Origin of the sequence: Actinophytocola sp. (assembly GCF_049647105.1) — a bacterium.
Taxonomy (GTDB): Bacteria; Actinomycetota; Actinomycetes; order Mycobacteriales; family Pseudonocardiaceae; genus Actinophytocola.
This window is the reverse complement of record NZ_JBARWZ010000128.1, coordinates 14638-32840: the sequence shown is the minus strand read 5'-3', so window position 1 is coordinate 32840 and position 18203 is coordinate 14638. Positions and strand designations below refer to the sequence as shown.

Sequence of the window (18203 nt, the reverse complement as noted above, 5' to 3'; positions counted from 1 at the left end):
CCATGGAGCAGCTCCTAGCCGAACGGCAGGCTCGCCGTCACCTGCCAGCCCCCGCCCGTGCGCGGGCCCGCCTCGAGCGTGCCGCCGAACACCAGTGCCCGCTCCCGCATGCCGATCAGCCCGTTGCCGCCGGACACCCCGACGAGCGACCGGCTCGACCGTCTTCCGTTGTCCACAATGGACAGATCGACGCGGTCGCCCGTCCGCTCGACGCGCACGGTCGCCGCCGCGCCGGGGCCGGCGTGCTTGAGCGAGTTCGTCAGCGCCTCCTGCACGATCCGGTAGATGCCGAGCCCGACACCGGCGGGCAGGTCGTCCACGTTGCCGACGATGTCGAGCTGGACCGGCAGTCCCACCGCGCGCACGCGTCCTGCCAGCTCCGAGAGCGACTGCGTGCCGGGCTGCGGCGTGCGTTCCCCGCCGCTGTCCTCGCTGCGCAGCACGCCGAGCAGCCTGCGCAGCTCGGTGAGCGCGTCCCGGCCCGTGGCGGCGATCGTCGTCACGGCCCGCTCGGCGAGCTCCGGCTGGCTCCGCACGGCGTACGCGGCGCCGTCGGCCTGCACCACCATCACGCTGACCGCGTGCGCGACCACGTCGTGCAGCTCGCGGGCGATGCGGGCCCGCTCGTCCGCGACCGCGATCCTGGCCTGCTGGTCCCGTTCGGTCTCCAGCAACCGCAGCCGCTGCTCCAGCTCGGCGTGGTAGGCGCGGCGCGCGCCGACGAACTCGCCGAGCGCCCACGAGAACGCGAGCGACAGGTTCACGACGATCAGCGTGGTGACCCACTGTTCCGGGTACTGCCACGGCGTCTGCACGAGCGAGACGACCTCGTTCACCGCCAGGAACAGCAACGCGCTGCGCCTGCCCACGTACGCGACGAGCGTGTACAGCGCGACGCACGCGGTGAACATGCTCGCGACGCCGACCTCCAGCATCGAGTGCAGGACCCCGATACCTAGCGTCAAATAGGCGGCGGTGATCGGGTACCTGCGGCGGAACACGATCGGCGCCACCACGGCGGCGATCACCGGCAGGGTGACGTACCAGGGCCGCGGTTCCGACTCCGTCGGCGACACCGCGACGCGGCTGACGAAGATCAGCAGGTCGAATAACGCGATGACGGCAGCGAGCAGCGTGTCCCCGACCATGGGGTGTGCCTTCATCCACAGGCTGAGACGCCGCACGAACCCAGCGTAGGCAGCAGGCGCCGCCGATGGCGTCAGGCCCAGGTCTGATCGTCACTACGCCGTACGGTTGACGATCCGCCGGGCCCGCGGATCGGCAGGACCCGGCCACACGTCGACGACCGCCATGGCACGATCAACCCTGCACGGACGCATGCTGTTCGAACGGGGGTGACATGACGACGGCTACCGAGCAGCAGCACCTCGCCGGTCCGTTGTCGGCCGCGGTGGCCAACCTGTGCTCACGCCTGCAGCCGCAGGTCTCGGCACGCACCGCCGCGGGGTTCCGCGAAGTGCTGCGGCGGCTGTCCGCGCCGCTGCAGGTCGCGGTCGCCGGACGAATCAAGTCCGGCAAGTCCACGCTGGTCAACGCCCTGATCGGGCGCCGGGTCGCGCCGACGGACGTCGGCGAGTGCACCCGGCTGGTCACCCGCTTCCAGTACGGCACCGTCGACCGGGTCGAGATCGTGTTCGACGACGGGCGCAAGCAGGTGCTGCCGTTCTCGGCGGACGGCATGATCCCCAACGACCTCGAGGTCGACTTCGACAAGGTCTCCCACCTCGAGGCGTACCTGACCAACGCCGTGCTGCGCGACCTCACGGTGATCGACACCCCCGGCCTCGGCTCGCTGGACGCCGCGTCGGTCAGGCGCACCGAGCAGCTCCTCGGCGCGGCCAAGCACCGCAAGCCCGACGGCGGTGACGGCGCCGACGCCCTCGGTGAGGAAGAGGGCTCCGACGACCTCGACGACACCTCCCGCAACGCCGTCGCGGGCGCGGAGGCCGTGCTCTATGTCGTGACCCAGGGCGTGCGTGCCGACGACCAGCAGGCGCTCGCCGCGTTCACCGCCGCCACCGCGAGCCGCGAGGCGGGCCCGGTCAACGCGATCGCCATCCTCAACAAGGCGGACACGATCGCGCCGGAGTCGGTCGCGGGCTCCGGCGGCGACGTGTGGAAGGCCGCCGCGCTGCTCGCCGAGAAGCAGGCCGCCACGCTCAAGCCCCGCGTCGCCGACGTCATCCCGGTCATCGGGCTGCTCGCCGAGTCCGCCGAGTCCGGCGGGTTCACCTCCGCCGACGCCGACGCGCTGCGCGCGCTCGCCAAACTCGACGACGCGACCTGGGACACGATGCTGATGTCCGCGGACATCTTCGCCACCTGGGACTGCGAGGTGCCGGAGGGCACCAGGACGCTCCTGCTGGAGAAGCTCGACCTGTACGGCGTGCGCACCGCGGTCGACGCGCTGCGCCGCGACCCCGAGATGACCGCGGGCGCGCTGCGCCGCGTGCTGCTGAACGCCTCGGGGCTCTCCGGTGTCCGCGGCAAGCTCGACGCCGTGTTCCGCGCCCGCGCCGACGGCATCAAGGCCGCCGCCGCGCTCGCTTCGGTCACCGCGCTCGCGCACGCGTCCGGCGATCCCGGTGAGCGGCAACGGGTACACGACGCGATCGAGGTGCTGCTCGCCAAGCCGGAGGCGCACCAGCTGCGTCTGCTGGAGGCGCTCACGCTCGTCACGTCCGGCGCGGTCGCCATGCCGGAGGACCTCGCGGAGGAGGTGCTGCGGGTGGGCAGCAGCGCCGACATCGGCGAGCAGCTCGGGATGAAGAACAGGCCCGCCAAAGAGCTCTCCGCCTACGCCCTCGAGCGGGCCGGGTGGTGGCGGTCGTTCGCGTCGTTCGGCGCGACACCGGCGCAGAGCCGCGTCGCACACGTGGTGCACCGCGCGTATTTCCTTATCTGGCAACAGCTTCGCGAACAGGCGGGGTGAGACTCTTGGCATCGTGGTTCAAGCGCCGCGAGGATGACAACGACGGCGATCACGGCGGTGACACCGTGAACGAGCCGCGGGACGACTCGACCATCGAGGTGAAGGCACACGTGATCGCGGACGCGGTCCGCGCCGCCGAGCAGCAGCAGCCGCAGGTGGGCCCGGCCGCCGGGATAGCGTCCGACGGGCTGGTGACCGGCGGCGACTTCACCGAGCAGGACGACGTGCCGCCGAGCGCGGCTGCCATCGCGCTCGACCAGGCACTCGCCGAGCGCAGATCGCTGGTGCAGTTGTGCCTCTACGCGCTCGACCGGGCACGCAGCGCGGGTGTCGTCGAGCGGCTGGAGGAGGGGCTCGCCGGCGTCGGCGTCGACGCGATCCGCCCCGACGGCGCCCGGTTCGACCCGGCGCACCACGAGGCGGGCGGCACGGTCGCCACCACCGACGAGGCGATCGACGGCGTGGTCGCCGAAACCGAGGTGGTGGGCTTCGCCGACCGGGGTGAGGTGCTGCGGGTACCGATCGTGACGGTGTACAGCAAGGGCGGGACATGACCGCGCCCGCGCAGCAGAAACCCTCGTTGCCCCAGCAGGTCAAGGCGACCCGCGAAAAGCTGCTGACGCTGCTCAAGGACATCAACCCGGACTCGGCGCGCTGGGTCGAGGAGATCAGGGGCAGGCGCAGGAGCAACCCGTCCGCGGTGGTGGTCGGCGAGACCAACCGTGGCAAGAGCTCGCTCGTCAACGCGCTGCTCGGCCAGCCGGGGCTCTCGCCAGTGGACGCCGAGGTCGCCACGGCGACCTACCTCGTGTTCGGCCACGCGGAGGAGTGGCAGGCCCGCGCCTGCTACCCGGGTCAGGTCGCGCCGGTGCCGATCGACCTGCCCGAGCTGATCAACTGGGTGTCCGCGGCGCACGAGCTGCCCGGCGGCCAGATCCCGCCGAGGTACGTGGAGATCGACGGCCCCGCCGAGCTGCTCGGCAAGCTGTCCATCGTGGACACGCCAGGCGTCGGCGGGCTCGACTCGATGCACGGCGAGCTGGCCAAGGAGGCCGCCGCCTCCGCGACCGCGCTACTGTTCGTGGTCGACGCGTCCGCGCCGTTCACCTCTGGCGAGCTGAACTTCCTCGCGACCGTCGGCGAGAGCGTCGAGACCGTCGTGTTCGCGTTGTCCAAGGTGGACCAGTACCGCGGCTGGCGGCAGGTGCTCGAGGACGACCAGGCGCTGCTCGCCGAGCACGCACCCCGGTTCGCCGGCGCGAAGTTCCACCCGGTCTCCGCCCGGATGTACGACATGGCCGCGAAGGCACCCAACCCGGAGGCCGCGGCCATGCTGCGCGAACGCTCCGGCGTCGAGGAGCTGCGGGCCGCGCTCGAGACCCTCATCGGCGGCCGGTCGGCGATGCTCGGCGAGGCCAACACGATGCGTGCCCTTTCGACCGCGCTGTCCGAGCTGCAGGTGCGGCTCGAAGCCGAGAAGCGGGCGCTGTCCACCGGTGAGGACGAGGCGGAGAAGCTGCGTGCCCGCAAGGACGAGCTGACCTCGGAGCGGCGGTCGTCCACCAAGGGCTGGCAGGTCCGCATGCGCTCGGAGATCCAGCGCACCCGCGTCGAGAACAACCACGAAGTGCAACGGCAGATGCGCGATGTGCAGTCGTGGTTCCGGCAGGCGATCGACGCCGCCAGCAAGGACAAGCTGCGTGAGCTGCCACCCCAGGTCGACGTCGCGTTGCAGATGGTCTCCGGGCGGATCAGCCAGGCGGTCGCCTACCGGCTGAACCAGGTCGCCGAGACCGTGCTCGGCGAGCTGTTCACCGCCGACGAGCTGTCGGTGATCCGCGCGCAGTTCGCGCGGACGGGGTCGCCGATCATCGTGCGGCAGGCGGAGCGGCGCCCGCCGACCACCGAGGACAAGCTGCTCGTGTTCATGGGTGTCACCGGCGGGTTCAGCGCGGGCAAGCTGGCCGTCGCGCCGCTGGCCGGGCTGGTCATCGCGCCCGTGCTGCTGGTGCCGACGATCGCGATCGCGCTCGGCGCGGGCTGGTGGTTGTCCAAGACCCGCAAGCACTCCGCCGACAAGCAGCACATGAAGCAGTGGCTCGGCGAGGCCATCGCGGACGCACGCTCCACTGTGGACCAGCTGCTGGCCGAACAGCTCATCGAGGCCGAGCAGCAACTGTCCCTCTCGCTCGACGAGGCACTCGGAAAACGCATCGCGGGTATCGAAGAAGAGCTCCGTGAGGTAGACAAGGCACTGCGCCTGGACACCGCCGAGCGGACGAAACGTCTCAACGCGGTGAACAAGCGCCTGACCGACGTCACCGCGGGCCGGGACCGGGCGGAGAAGCTCCTCGGGAGCATCCGCGCCGTCCGTGACCGGGCGTGACCCTCGCGAAATCGTGAGGGAACCGACCGGTCCTGCCGTCAGTCATACATCCGCAATACGAACAAGAGCTTGAGGATCCCGCCAGGGACCGACTAAGGGGGCACCCCGTGTACGTGGACGACGACACCTCCGCCGACACGACCGACACCACCGAGGACTCGACCGACTTCGGCGACGACTCGACCAGCACCACCGGTGACGACGAGTTGACCGTCGAGATCGACGGCGAGGAGTACACCGCCGAGGAGAACGTCGACCTCGACGACGACGGCGCCAACGACACCGCCGTCGTCGAGACCGAGGACGGCTACCTCGCGTTCGCGGACACGGACGGTGACGGGACGGCGGACGTCGCCGTCGAGTACGACTCGGAGGGCAACCCGATCGCGGGCGCCGAGTACGACGCGAGCACGGGCGAGTGGACCGAGGAGGACGTCGAGAGCCTCCCGACGCCGACCGGTGACGGCGCTGACGATGCCGATGGGTCCGGCACCGACACCTCCGGCGCCGACACGGAAACGCCCGACGACTCGGCGGACCCCTCCGCGACTGGCGAGGACATCACCGTCGACCTGCCGGGTGAGGACGTGGACGCGGGCCCGGCCACCTACGACACCGACGCCGACGGCGTCAACGACACCGCGGTCGTGACGGACGCGGACGGCACCACCTACGCCTTCACCGACACGGACCAGGACGGCGAAGCCGACCAGGCCGTGATCATCGAGGCCGACGGCGACGTGACGGTCGCCGAGCACACCGGCACGGACGAGTGGACCACCACCGAGGAGGGCCACATCGACTCCTCCGGCGAGTACGTGCCGGACAGCGGTTCGTCCTCGGATTCGTCATCGTCCTCGGACGCCGCCTGGGCCGACCGGTGATCTGAACCACTCGGTCACCTGACAGCTACTCGACGATCCCGGTAGGCGCTCTGCCTGCCGGGATCGTTGTATGTGCGGTAGACCACTCGTACAACCGGGTTCTGAATCGATACCCTTATCGGTCTTGTGGCAGAGCCGACACGTCAGCTCTCGTTTGACCGCGCGCCTTGTAGTTAACCTCCTATACATCCCCAAGCGAGTCCCGTCCGGCGATCCGGTCGGGGGTATCGCCGTTCACTCAGGACGCCGAAGTCCGGTTTCGACGGACCACGGCGTCCTGCGTCATTCGGTGTCCAGTACAGGAGATGAAGCGAGATGACGGCAGTGGCAATCCCAGGTGTGGACAGCGCACCGACGACGCACGAACGGCTTCTTTCCTGGGTGCGGGAGGTGGCCGATCTGACCACGCCGGACCGCGTTGTCTGGGTGGACGGTTCCGAGGAGGAGTGGACCCGCCTGACCGACAAGCTCGTCGAGGCAGGCACCTTCACCCGCCTTGCCAAGAAGCCGAACTCGTTCTGGGCCGCCTCCGACCCCGACGACGTCGCACGCGTCGAGCAGCGCACCTTCATCTGCTCCGTGCACCCCGACGACGCGGGTCCCACGAACAACTGGATGGACCCGGCCGAGATGAAGGCCACCATGACCGAGCTGTATCGCGGCTCGATGCGTGGCCGGACGATGTATGTCATCCCGTTCTGCATGGGCCCGCTGACCGCCGACAAGCCGATGCTCGGTGTCGAGATCACCGACTCGGCCTACGTCGTGGTCTCCATGAAGATCATGACCCGGATGGGGACCAAGGCGCTGGAGCAGTTCACCGCGCCGGACGGCACCGAGCGTGACTTCGTGCCCGCGCTGCACTCGGTCGGCGCGCCGCTCGAGCCGGGCGAGGTCGACGCCGCGTGGCCGTGCAACGAGGAGAAGTACATCTCCCAGTTCCCCGAGACCCGTGAGATCTGGAGCTACGGCTCGGGTTACGGCGGCAACGCGTTGCTGGGCAAGAAGTGCTACTCGCTGCGGATCGCCTCGGTACAGGGCCGTGACGAGGGCTGGCTCGCCGAGCACATGCTGATCCTCAAGCTGATCTCGCCGGAGAACAAGGTCTACTACGTCGCGGCCGCGTTCCCGAGCGCGTGCGGCAAGACCAACCTCGCGATGCTGGAGCCGACCATCCCGGGCTGGAAGGTCGAGACGCTCGGCGACGACATCGCGTGGATGCGGTTCGGCGAGGACGGCCGCCTGTACGCGGTGAACCCGGAGGCCGGCTTCTTCGGCGTCGCGCCGGGCACCGACTACCACACCAACCCGAACGCGATGCGCACGATCGAGAAGGGCAACTCGATCTTCACGAACGTCGCGCTGACCGACGACGGCGACATCTGGTGGGAGGGCATGGGCGAGCCGCCCGCGCACCTCACGTCGTGGAAGAAGCAGGACTGGACGCCGCACTCGGACGAGCCGTCCTCGCACCCGAACTCGCGGTACTGCACGCCGATGTCGCAGTGCCCGATCCTCGCGCCGGAGTGGGACGACCCGCAGGGCGTGCCGATCTCGGCGATCTTCTTCGGTGGCCGTCGCGCCGACACCATCCCGCTGGTGGCCGAGTCCCGCGACTGGCAGCACGGCACCTTCATGGGCGCCACGCTGTCGTCGGAGACCACCGCCGCCGCGAAGGGCAAGGTCGGCGTCGTGCGCCGCGACCCGATGGCGATGCTCCCGTTCATCGGCTACAACGCCGGTGACTACTTCCAGCACTGGATCGACACCGGCAAGCGCGCCGACGCGGACAAGCTCCCGAAGATCTTCTACGTCAACTGGTTCCGCCGGGACGAGAACAAGAAGTTCCTGTGGCCGGGCTTCGGCGAGAACTCGCGGGTGCTGAAGTGGGCCATCGAGCGCATCGAGGGCAAGGCCGCCGCGGTGGAGACGCCGATCGGCTACGTCCCGACCGCCGATGACCTGGACCTGTCCGGTCTCGACGCCGACCGCGCCGACATCGAGGCGTCGCTGGCGTTCGACGCCGACGAGTGGCGTGCGGAGCTCCCGCTGATCGAGGAGTGGTTCGAGAAGATCGGCGAGAAGGTCCCGACGCTGCTGCGTGCCGAGCTGGACGCACTGAAGACGCGTCTCGCCTGACATTCCATGGGAAAGGGGACCACCCACGGGTGGTCCCCTTTCCATGGGACCCGGATGGCGGCTTCAGGGTTGTCCACAACCTGTGGACAACCCTGTGCACAGCCTGTGGAGTCGAGCCCCGGCCCGTGACCAGGCGGGAAGCCGACGGCATACGGAAGACACGCCGCGGCCACGCTGTGCACACCCAGTTTGTCCACAGAAGCAGGGCAGACCCACAATCGACGGATGGCCGAGAACATCAGCCGGTTCCCCGTCGCGGAACCCGACGCCCTGCCAGCCGACCTGCGCGACCGCGTGAACGCGATCGCCGACCGGTCCGGCTTCGTCCCGAACGTCTTCACCGCACTCGGGCACCGGCCACGCGAGCTGCGTGCGTTCCTCGACTACCACGACGCCGTGATGGAACGGGAGGACAGCACGCTCTCGAAGGCGGAGCGCGAGCTGGTCGTCGTCGCCACGTCCGGCGCCAACAGCTGCACGTACTGCGTGGTCGCGCACGGCGCGATCCTGCGCATCCGCGCCAAGGACCCCACGATCGCCGACCGCGTCGCCACCAACCCGTGGACCGTCGAGCTGGACCACCGGCAGCGCGCGATCGTCGACCTGGCGCTGGCACTGGCGGTCGAGCCGAACACCTTCGGCGAGCAGGACCTCGACGACGCCCGCGACGCGGGCCTGACGGACGACGAGATCTGGGACGTCGGCGCCATCACCGCCCTGTTCGCCCTGTCGAACCGCATCGCCCACCTGACGGCACTGCGCCCGAACGACGAGTTCTACCTGATGGGTCGGAATAGTCCGCCTCCCCGGCATTAACAGTGTTGGTCCCGACCCAGCGACAGCTGCGGATCGCAGGCGGTTGGTGGCTGGGTGCCGTCACGTTCCCCTGAGGTCACTGTTGGTCAGACCCAGGCCATCGCACAAAGATCCACAGGACAGGCGCTAGAGCTTGAGGTGCCAGGTCTGCCCGGTCAGTTCCTGTCCGAACCGGTGCCGGGTGTCCTCCTCGACGAGCGTGAACCCGGCCCGCTGGTAGATCCGGCGGGCCGGTGCGAGCAGCGACACCGTCCACAGCTCCATCTCCCGGTACCCGACGGTCCTCGCGAACCGGACGCACTCCTCGACCAGCACCGACCCGACCCCGGCGCCTCGCGCGCTCGGCTCCACGTGCAGCAGTCGCAGCTTCGCGGTCGTGTCGTCCTGTCGCACGCAGAAGATCGCGCCGACCCGCTCGCCGTTCATCTCGGCGATCCACGCCCGTTCGCACACCGGGTCGTGTTCGGCCAGGTAGCCGGCGACGATCTGTGCGACCAGCGCCTCGTAGGACGAGTCGAACCCGTGCTCGGCCGCGTACAGCGCGCCGTTGCGTTCGATCACCCAGCCGAAGTCGCCCGGCACGGGGGCACGCAGTGCCACGTCCGGCCGCGAGGTCGGCCGGTCGACCCGGTTGCGGATCATCTCCATGGCCTCGACCAGGCGGACCTGCTCCTCCTCGGTCAGGTCGGCCAGCAGGTCGCGGATCTGCCCCGCCGACTTGGTGTCGAGTACTCGGAACGCGTCGCGGCCCTTGCCGGTCAGCCGGATGACCTGCCGCCGCGCGTCGGCGCCGGAGCGGTCGCGGCGCACGAACCCGCTGTCCTCGAACCGGCTGAGCAGGCGGCTCAGGTACCCGGGGTCGAGTCCGGTGGCGTGTCGCAGCGCCGACACCGCGGTCTCGTCCCGCTGGCCAAGTTCGAACAAGACTCTTGCCTCAGTCAAGGAAAATGGCGTGCTCAGCAGGTGCTCGTCGAGTGCGCCGAGGAACCTGGTGTAACTGCGGTTGAATGCTCGTACAGCGGCTATACGGTCCGGCGAGACCGTGGTGGCCATGGCGAGCCTCGTTTCCCGTGAAACAATTCATTGACTACGTCAAAGAATATGCCAGGGCGGCCGCGCCGTACAGACCCGCCGTCGTGCCGAGCCTCGCCGACTCGACCCGCAGCTCACGCAGGTACGACAGCCGGGCATGCGTCGCGAGGGTCGCCCGCACCGGCTCGAACAGCAGGTCACCCACCTGCGACACGCCACCGCCGATCACCACGAGGTCCAGGTCGCACACCGCGGCGGTGGCCGTGATCGCCAGCCCGACGGCCTGCCCGCCCCGCCGGAACGCCTCCGCCGCCACGGGATCACCGGCGCGCGCGTCCACCGCGAGGGCACCGGCGTCAGCGCCGGTCCAGCCCCTTGACCGCGCCCATCGCACCAGGTGCGTCCCGCTGGCCACGGTCTCCACACACCCGCGCCCACCACACGTGCACGGCTCGCCGTCCGGCTCCACCACCACGTGCCCGACGTGCCCGGCGTTGCCGCTGCGCCCGCCGAACGGCCGCCCGCCCAGCACCAGCCCGCCGCCGACCCCGGTCGACACGACCATCCCGAGCATCGCCGACGAGCCCTGCCCGGCACCGACCCAGTGCTCGCCGAGCGCCATGCACAACCCGTCGCCCGCCAGCGCGACCGGCGCACCGGTCAGCTCCCGCACCCGTGCCACCAGTGGAAAGTCCCGCCACGACGGGATGTTGATGGGTGACACCGTGCCCGCGACCGTGTCCACGGGCCCGGCGCACGCGATCCCCACTCCGTCGACCGGCCCGGGTGCCAGCTCCTCCAGCACGGCCACGACCGAGGCGAACGGGTCGGTGCCGGTCGGTCTCGTCGCGTGCCGCAGCAGCGTGCCGTCCCTGCCGACAAGTCCCCCGGCGATCTTCGTGCCGCCGATGTCCAGCGCCAGCACGGTTCAGTGCCGGTGGGTGTTGTCGGGCTGGCCGGGATCGCCGGGGTGCTCGAACCCGGGCGCCAGCTCGGCCTCCGCCGCCGCGTGCACGTCCAGCCACGCCGTGAACGCCCGCCGCCGCGCGGCCGCCAGCAGGTGCGCGGCGATCTCGTCCCGCACCTGCGCGAGTGCTCGCACCCGCGCGGGCCGCACCTCCTCGACCACCACGGTGTGCGTGCCGAGCGGATCCCGCACCGGCCCGACCGTGTCCCCGGCGGCGGCCGCGAACACGGCGTCCTCGACCGGCCCGGCCAGCTGCCCGCGTCGCAGCACCCGCCGCCGCGGTGTCCCGCCGCCGATCGTGTGCGTCACGACCCGCTCCTCCCGCACCCGGAACCGCTCCGGGTTCCGCTCGTAGAACTCCGCGACCGGCGGTACAGCCACCTGCTCGGTCACCGCCACGAACACCTTGCGCGCCAAAGGACTCCGCGTCAGCAGGTCCGCCGCGACGCTGCCGAGCCCGAGCATCGCGGCCCGGTCCGGCGCGAGGTCGAAGAGGCCGGGTGCGTCGGCCGCGTCGAGCCCGCGTGCCTCGGCTTCCGCCGCGACGAGCCGCTCCGCCACCAGCACCTGCACGATCCAGCGGCGCAGCTGCCGTCCCTCGCTGGTGTGCTCCCTCGGCAGGGTCGGCCCGACGGGTCCTGCCCGCAGGCCGGACTCCAATGTGTCCACTTCGGACACGTCGACGGGGTCGCCGGACACCCACGCCACGGCCGTCACGGGGTCACCTCCAGCGGCACCGCTGGCGAGTACAGCAGCCGGCCCGCACCTGCCACGCGGACCAGCGCCCACCAGCTGCCCGGCGCGGCCCACGGCGGCACCATCACGTCGAACGCCAGCTCCACCTCGCCGTGCGCGGGCAGTTCGGCGCCGACGAGCCGGGGACCGGCGAACTCCCAGGTCTCCCACGGGCTCACGAGCGCGGCCTCGAGCGTGATCGGCGCGCTCGCCGCCGACGCCACCCGAACGGCCAGCCGCCCGCGTTCCCCCCTGGCCAGCCGCACCGGCTCCGGGTCGGCGGACAGCCGGATCAGGCTCTCCTGTGCCAGCGCCGAGCCGACGGTCACCACGGCCACGTCCTCCACCACCTGCCGCCAGCTCGCGGGCAGCGCGTCCCCTGCCGGTTCGACCCGCACGCGCACCGGATAGCGGCCCGGTTCGGCGTCGGCGGGCGGAGTCACGGCCACGTCTTCGGTCAGGTGCCCGCCCGGCGGCAGCCCGAACGGCACCTCGGCGGGCTCTGCCGTCCACCCGTCGGGCAACCCGATCCGGACGTACCCGTGCAGGTCGACGTCGGTGGCGTCGGAGGCGACCGTCACCGTCAGCGGTGTGCCGGGTTCGGCCTTGACCGGGTTGACGTGCACAGCCAGTGGCAAGCCGCCCAGCGGCGCGGGACCCCGGTTGTGCAGCCAGTACTTCGCGTACAGCGGCTGGACGGGCTCAGCTTCCGGCCCGAGCACCCCACCATCCACAGTGGACCAGCCGACCGTCGGCCGCGCGAGCACGGTGACCGCGTCGCACCCAGCGACCTCGATCGGGCCGGGCACCGGCGAGCCGGGTTCCTCGAGCAGGTTCGCGGCGGTGAGGTCGGACAACGCGACCACGTCGGAGGCGAGCGTCGCGGCCGCAGGCGCGCCGGTGTGCGCGACGACCCGGATGGCGAGGCACTCGCGCGGGTCGGTCTGGGCGGCGGAACCGCGGGTCAGGGGGTTGCCCGCCGCCTTCACCGCGGCAAGCCGCACGCGGTCGGCGGGCTCGGCACGCAGCAGCGAACCCCGGGCAGGCAGTCCTCGGGTGCCACCGTCCATCGTGATCACCGCGTGCAGCGGGCGGCTGAACTCCGCGCTGTTCTCGGCGATTCCCGCGCCGCGCCAGTCCCCGTCCCCGGCCGCGAGCGCGTACCGGAACTCGTGGGTCCAGTGCTGCAACTGGAAGTTCGACCCGTCCGGCACCGTGCGGCGCGGCGGGTCGATCCACACCCCGGACGGCCAGCCGGTGCACGACCGCAGCAGAGACGCGTGCAGTGTGCCCGCCGAGTCGACGGCGAAGCCGGGCAGGCCGCGGTTCAGCAGTGCCACGGAGCGGCCCGCGTACTCGTCCTGCCCCGGTGTGCCGGCACCCACGTCGATCACGTGGTCCACCAGATCGTCCACAATGGACTGAATGCGGTCGGTCGGCACCACGAGGACACCCAGTGTCCGCGCGTCCCGCAGGTCCGCGCTCGGCTGCCACACCTCGGAAAGCGGCTTCTCGGGCGGCACCCAGTAGACGCCCTCGCCGCTGATTCCCGACCGTGCCACCACTTCCGCGGTGAACGCGTTGACCTCCGGCCCGCCAAGCGTGATCCGCACGTCCGGCAGGTTCGAGTCGACCCCGAGGTCGCCGTACCGCGCCCCGGCCGCGCTGCTGACCGTCGACGTCACCCCCGACCTGGCCAGCGCGACCGCCAGCTCACGGGCCAGCGGCGCCGCCTCCGCCTCCGTCGGCACGATGATCTCGGCGACGCCGATCGGCCGCAGCGCACCGTCCGCCAGCCGGAGCGACGCGGCGGCGGACAGGCCGAACCACGTGTGCGCCGGGTTGTCCAGCGTCCACGGGTGTTGCGCCGAGTCGACGTCGATGAGCCCGAAACCCCGCCCCACCACGGCGTTCCCGACCTCGCTGACCGGCAGCGCACCGGGCACCGCGCACGGCCAGCGCACGCGAAGGAGCTGGTCCTCGCCGGTGAACTCGTCGACCGTCGTGATGCAGTCGACCCGGTCGACGCCCTGCCACAACGTGATCGTCTGCGTGTACCGGACGGCCCCGACCTGGCCCTTCGCCGTGATCCGCTCGCCGACCGGGCTGCGTTCGACGGTCACCGTGGCCGCCGTCGACGCCGACGTGGTCACCGGGCCCTTCGGCAGCAGGTGCCACGGGCCCTCGCCGAACGTCGGATGGTCGTGGTATTCCTCGTACAGGGCCAGCTCGTTGCCGACCGCACCCGGCGTGATCAGCTCTTTTCCGGCCGAGACCAGGCTGCGTACGCCACCACCGCGCGCCGGGTCGACCGTCACCAGGAACCGGTCGCTCGCCGCGGTGTCACCGCCGACCCCGGCCCAGCCCTGGTCGTCCCGCGTGGACGCCGCGAGCCGGAACACCCGCCACCCCAACGGCGGCACCCCCTCGGCGAGGAACGTGACCGTCCCGTTCGCCACCAGCGCGGGAAGTTCGGCGCCGGCGTCGTCGATGACGCTCGCACCGGACACCGGCTCGGCGAGCTTCACCGTGACCGTGTCCGTCCGCTCGTGGTTGAGTGGATTCCAGACCACCACGGGCTTCCCGGTGCCCGGCGGCAGCTCTACGAGTCCCGACAGGACGGTCAGCGCGCCGTCGCGGACGCCGGTCGCGAGGTCGTGCGCGTCCCGCCAGCTCGTGACCAGGTCCAGGTACACCTGGTCGGACTCGGATCCGGTGATGGCGTCGTGGTGCGCGCCGTACGCGAGCTGCACCCACGCCTTCGCGAGCGCCGCGTCCGGGTAGTCGGCGCCCGCGAGGATAGTGGCGAACGCGGCGAACGGCTCGGCCTCCAGCAGTGCGGCCTCGGCGGCGCGCTGTGCCTGCTTGGTGTCGATGTAGGAGACGTCCTTGCCGGTGTAGATCGGGTTCATGTCCCGGGTCTGCGGCGTCGGCTCCTCCCCGCGCTCGGCGAACTCCGCGCGGACGGCGGCGAAGAAGTCCCTCGGCAGCGAGCACACGAACCGCGGCCACACGTAGCGCCGTGCCCAGTCCCTGTGCAGATCGGTGATCCACTTGTTCGGTGGCGTGTAGTCCCCGCCGACCGGCAGCAGCACGTGCTTCGCGGAGGTGACCTTCTTCAGCTCGAGGAACTCCTCGTAGGCGGCGTCGGCCGCGGCGTCGAGGGTGGTCGCGGAGTCCATCGCCCAGCCGGAGCCGTAGTGGTCGGTCATGTAGGCGGTCAGCAGGCCCTTGCCGGACGGGGAGATCCACTCGAACTCGCTCGGGAACTGCATGCGCGTCGGGTCGCCCCGGTCCGTGCCCGTCTTCTCCATCGGGCCCCACTGGTGGAACGGGCCGCGGGCCCACGAGCTGCTGGTGAGCCCGGCGTCGGCGGCGAACCCGGGGAAGGCGGGGTCGTGCCCGAACGCGTCGAGCTGCCATGCGGTGTCGGGCCGCCCACCGAACACGTCGCGCTGGAACCCCATGCCGTGCACGAAGTTCCGCACGGTCGTCTCCGGGTCGGTCAGGTTCGTGTTGGGTTCGTTGTACGCACCGCCCATGACCTCGACGCGGCCCTCGGCGAGCAGGCGCCGTAACACCTCGCGGTCGGCGGGATAGGTGTCCCAGTACGGCTTCAGGTAGTCGACCTCGGCGAGCACGAAGCAGTAGTCCTGCTCGGCGAGCGCGAGATCCAGATGCGCCCTGACCAGGTCGAACCCGGCGAGCTGGCGGGCACCGCGGTGCGAGCCGGGGAAGTCCAGCTCGTCCCACGCGGTCGTGTAGGCGGCCTGGGTGTTCCACCAGACCGGGTCGTAGTGGAAGTGGGAGACCATGTGCATGGTCCAGCCGGGCTCGGCGACGAGCAGCTCGAACGCGGTGTCGCCGCTGCCCTCGATCACCACCCGCGCGGGGATCCGGGTACCCGGCGCGGCCCCGTGGGTGTCGACCCCCACCTCCACCCCGGCGTGCCCGGCCGCGACGACTTCCACAGGTGACGGCGTCGAGACACCCTGTCCCTCGACGTACACCCGAGCGGCCCCGACCGCCTCCCACGAAACCCGGACAACCTGAAGCGGAGCCTCGACCGACCCGATGAACAACTCGGTCGACTCCACGGAGACAACACCCATGGCTCGCACTGTGGTGCCTCGAACATCAACACACAACCCGCCGGAGCGATCTTGTCCATCTGTGTCCCACGACACGCCGTAGGTCTTTCTGCCTCAATATCGGGATCTTCCTAGAAAGCCGGATAACGTCTGATGCGTGGACCCGGTGCGCAATCCGTTCGCCCCTGGAGCAGGTCAGCGACCCCCTGAGCTTGCTGGCCGTGAGAAGGAAGTCGCGGCGTTCGACGTCGTGCTCGAACGGGTCGCGCGTGGCCGCCCGGAACGCAGCCTGGTCCTGACCGGTCTGCGTGGCGTCGGCAAGACGGTGTTGCTCGGCGAACTCCGCTCGATGGCCATCCGCCGAGGCTGGGGCGCAGGCAAGATCGAGGCCCGCCCGGACGCGGGACTCCGCCGCCCCCTGTCGGCCGCACTGCACAGAGCCGTCCGCGACCTGGCAGTCCGCCACCGCGCACCGGACCGTGTCGAGCAGGTACTCGGTGTACTGAAGGCGTTCGCGCTGCGCGCCAGCCCCAGCGACTCGAAGCTCCGTGACCGGTGGCAGCCGGGCATCGACGTGCCGCCCACCCAGGGCCGCGCCGACTCCGGCGACATCGAGATCGACCTGGTCGAGCTGTTCACCGATGTCGCGGAGCTGGCGCAGGACGTCGGCACCGGCGTCGCGCTGCTGATCGACGAGATGCAGGACGTCATGGCCGATGACATCTCGGCACTCTGCGCGGCCTGCCACGAGCTGTCACAGTCCGGCGCGCCGTTCGTGGTGGTGGGCGCGGGTCTGCCGCACCTGCCCGCGGTGTTGTCGGCGTCGAAGTCGTACTCGGAACGCCTCTTCAGATACGTGCGCATCGACCGCCTCGACCGCGCGGACGCGGACCAGGCGGTGGTGGCCCCGGTGTCCCGCGAGGACGCGACCATCACCGACGAGGCGCTGGACGCACTCTTCGACGCGGCGGGCGGCTACCCGTACTTCATCCAGGCGTACGGAAAAGCGGCATGGGACGCGGCACCAAGCGACCCGATCACGGCAGAGGACGTCGGTGTGGCCGCCCCGGAGGCGGAGGCAGAGCTGGCGGTCGGCTTCTTCGGCTCCCGCTACGAACGAGCCACCCCCGCCGAGCGCGAGTACCTGCGCGCCATGGCGGAGCTGACGAAGGGCAAGACCGACGAGGGCGCCGCGACCGCGGACATAGCCAGCCACCTGGGCAGGAAGCCGTCGTCCCTGTCGCCTGCCCGCGACAGCCTCATCAAGAAGGGGCTGATCTTCTCCGCCGAACGCGGGCGAATCGCGTTCACGGTGCCGCACTTCGGCCGGTACCTGCTGAACATGGACGACTGACTGCCGTTCTATCCAGCTGTCTAGCTCTAACGCTAGAGAGTCAGATACGACTGCATCGACTCGGATCGTAGTATCGTCCCACGTCCTGTGGTTCTAGACAGTCACCGATGATTCATCGGAGTGTGTGCCGCTTCACCGAATAAACGGGTGACTTGATGCGTTGTAGGAGGCATAATGGTCAGTGGCTGGAGAACCCAGCAGAGCACGAATGAGGGAGTGCAGAACACCATGAACATCGCCGCCAAGCTCCGCGCCCGCCGCGTCGAGTCCCGCAACCGCCGGGCGGTGAACCACGCGATCGCCACCGCCGCCACCCCCGCGATGCGCGACGAGATCCTGATCATGGCGCAGCGCCAGGCCACCACGATCCGGTAACCCAAAACTTTTTCCGAAGCCGTGTAACACCCGTGGGTCGCCCCACGATGTTCCGGTTGACCCCGTAGTGCTGGCGGACCCCCGACCTGGCAGCACTACGGGGTTTCTTCACCGGTGCTCGGTGCGTTCCGCACCTTCGCAGCCGCCCCTTTCGTCATCACGTTGGGGGGCCGAGCCCCCCAAACCCCCCACGGTGCGGTCACTCTTGACCCAGCTCCCGTGCGTTTGTCGATCTTGCCTTGCCTTCGGCTTCGCTCTTGCCTTCGGCTTCGTTCTTGCCCTGACTTGGTCCGGTTTCCTGTGCCCTGGCTTGGTTGACTCCGTCCAAAGCAGCTCAGTCAATTCCGGTCCGGCCCCATCGCAACCCAACCCGGCCAACCCGGCCCGACCTGGCCCGGCCTATCCGGCCTATCCCGGACCGGTCCGGGCGAACACGGTCTGGCTCTGCCTGACTTGGCCTTGCCTGGCTTG

At 70.4% G+C, this 18203-nt stretch carries 13 protein-coding genes; 8 read left to right on the top strand and 5 right to left on the bottom strand.

The features are described 5' to 3' along the window. Positions 1-14: 14 nt before the first annotated feature. Positions 15-1163, bottom strand: a complete 1149-nt coding sequence (locus WBA97_RS15865) for a sensor histidine kinase (protein ID WP_424231595.1) — start codon at positions 1161-1163, stop codon at positions 15-17. A gap of 197 nt (positions 1164-1360) precedes the next feature. Here WBA97_RS15865 and WBA97_RS15860 point away from each other — a divergent pair, with 197 nt between their 5' ends. From WBA97_RS15860 to WBA97_RS15835, 6 genes are all read left to right on the top strand, one after another. After that, positions 1361-2953, top strand: a complete 1593-nt coding sequence (locus WBA97_RS15860; RefSeq protein ID WP_424231577.1) for a dynamin family protein — start codon at positions 1361-1363, stop codon at positions 2951-2953. Positions 2954-2958: 5 nt separating this feature from the next. Next, positions 2959-3507 (top strand): nucleotide exchange factor GrpE, encoded by a 549-nt coding sequence (gene grpE / locus WBA97_RS15855; protein ID WP_424231576.1) that lies wholly within the window; start codon positions 2959-2961, stop codon positions 3505-3507. Further along, positions 3504-5339: a dynamin family protein gene (locus WBA97_RS15850; protein WP_424231575.1), complete on the top strand. Its 1836-nt coding sequence runs from the start codon at positions 3504-3506 to the stop codon at positions 5337-5339. Before grpE ends, WBA97_RS15850 begins: the two co-directional genes overlap by 4 nt. Before the next feature lie 107 nt (positions 5340-5446). Next, the gene (locus tag WBA97_RS15845) at positions 5447-6223 is read left to right on the top strand and encodes a DUF6802 family protein (protein WP_424231574.1); all 777 of its coding nucleotides are present in this window, start codon (positions 5447-5449) and stop codon (positions 6221-6223) included. Between the two features lie 315 nt (positions 6224-6538). Further along, complete coding sequence (locus WBA97_RS15840) at positions 6539-8362, top strand: phosphoenolpyruvate carboxykinase (GTP) (RefSeq protein WP_424231573.1); 1824 nt, start codon at positions 6539-6541, stop codon at positions 8360-8362. A 225-nt stretch (positions 8363-8587) separates the two neighbouring features. Then, complete coding sequence (locus tag WBA97_RS15835; protein ID WP_424231572.1) at positions 8588-9178, top strand: peroxidase-related enzyme; 591 nt, start codon at positions 8588-8590, stop codon at positions 9176-9178. Positions 9179-9304: 126 nt separating this feature from the next. Here WBA97_RS15835 and WBA97_RS15830 read toward each other — a convergent pair whose 3' ends face one another. Genes WBA97_RS15830 through WBA97_RS15815 form a run of 4 tightly spaced genes read right to left on the bottom strand, consistent with a single transcriptional unit; the run spans position 9305 to position 16024 of the window. After that, positions 9305-10231, bottom strand: a complete 927-nt coding sequence (locus tag WBA97_RS15830) for a bifunctional helix-turn-helix transcriptional regulator/GNAT family N-acetyltransferase (protein ID WP_424231571.1) — start codon at positions 10229-10231, stop codon at positions 9305-9307. A 34-nt stretch (positions 10232-10265) separates the two neighbouring features. Beyond that, entirely contained in the window at positions 10266-11135 is an 870-nt protein-coding gene (locus WBA97_RS15825; RefSeq protein ID WP_424231570.1) for an ROK family protein, read from the bottom strand. Between the two features lie 3 nt (positions 11136-11138). Beyond that, complete coding sequence (locus WBA97_RS15820; protein ID WP_424231569.1) at positions 11139-11894, bottom strand: peptidylprolyl isomerase; 756 nt, start codon at positions 11892-11894, stop codon at positions 11139-11141. Beyond that, on the bottom strand, positions 11891-16024 hold the full coding sequence (locus WBA97_RS15815) for an NEW3 domain-containing protein (protein WP_424231568.1): 4134 nt from the start codon (positions 16022-16024) through the stop codon (positions 11891-11893). Before WBA97_RS15815 ends, WBA97_RS15820 begins: the two co-directional genes overlap by 4 nt. A gap of 136 nt (positions 16025-16160) precedes the next feature. Between WBA97_RS15815 and WBA97_RS15810 the strand changes: the two genes are divergently transcribed. Together WBA97_RS15810 and WBA97_RS15805 are read left to right on the top strand one after the other, a co-directional pair. Then, on the top strand, positions 16161-17357 hold the full coding sequence (locus WBA97_RS15810) for an AAA family ATPase (RefSeq protein ID WP_424231567.1): 1197 nt from the start codon (positions 16161-16163) through the stop codon (positions 17355-17357). A gap of 228 nt (positions 17358-17585) precedes the next feature. Further along, positions 17586-17732, top strand: coding sequence for a hypothetical protein (locus WBA97_RS15805; protein WP_424231566.1), 147 nt, complete (start codon positions 17586-17588; stop codon positions 17730-17732). Positions 17733-18203: the final 471 nt, after the last annotated feature.